The organism is Prevotella sp. Sow4_E9_plate, assembly GCF_052116205.1.
Taxonomy (GTDB): Bacteria; Bacteroidota; Bacteroidia; order Bacteroidales; family Bacteroidaceae; genus Prevotella.
In genome coordinates this window covers 1-460 of record NZ_JBQKLN010000147.1, presented here as the reverse complement: position 1 = coordinate 460, position 460 = coordinate 1, and the positions used below count along the sequence as shown (strand labels likewise).

1 protein-coding gene is annotated in these 460 nt (G+C 45.0%); it reads right to left on the bottom strand.

Annotated elements, in window-relative coordinates; translation table 11 throughout:
- The coding region (locus ACTQ53_RS17635; protein WP_441934624.1) for an IS256 family transposase at window positions 1-460 on the bottom strand (460 nt) is incomplete at both ends.

Genomic DNA, 460 nt, shown 5'->3' with positions numbered 1-460 from the left:
ACTTGATAGAATTGCGTATCTGATGGACAATACAGAGCTGCACAGAACTCTCAGGAAATACGCTTTGGATGGCATCTGGGAAGCCTTTGAGACCATCAATACAACAAATCAAGATGTCTCGAACACCACGGTTCTGAAGATCCGTAAGAACTTCTAGCCAGAAGTTAGCTCCTTCACTCTTAGACACATACATACCTAACAGTTCTTTTTGGCCTTCCTTGTTGATACCAAGAATGTTGTAAATGGCTCGTGTGACAGCTCTGCCATTCTCATCCTTTACCTTATAATGGATAGCATCAAGCCAGCAAATGGCATATACAGGATCGAGCATGCGAGACTTCCAGGCGGTGATTTCGGGTAATACACGGTCTGTTATAGAGCTGATAGTATCGGCTGATAGAGTTGTGTTGAACTCACGCTCAAAGTAGCTGCTGATGTCACGTGTGCTGGTGCCCATGGC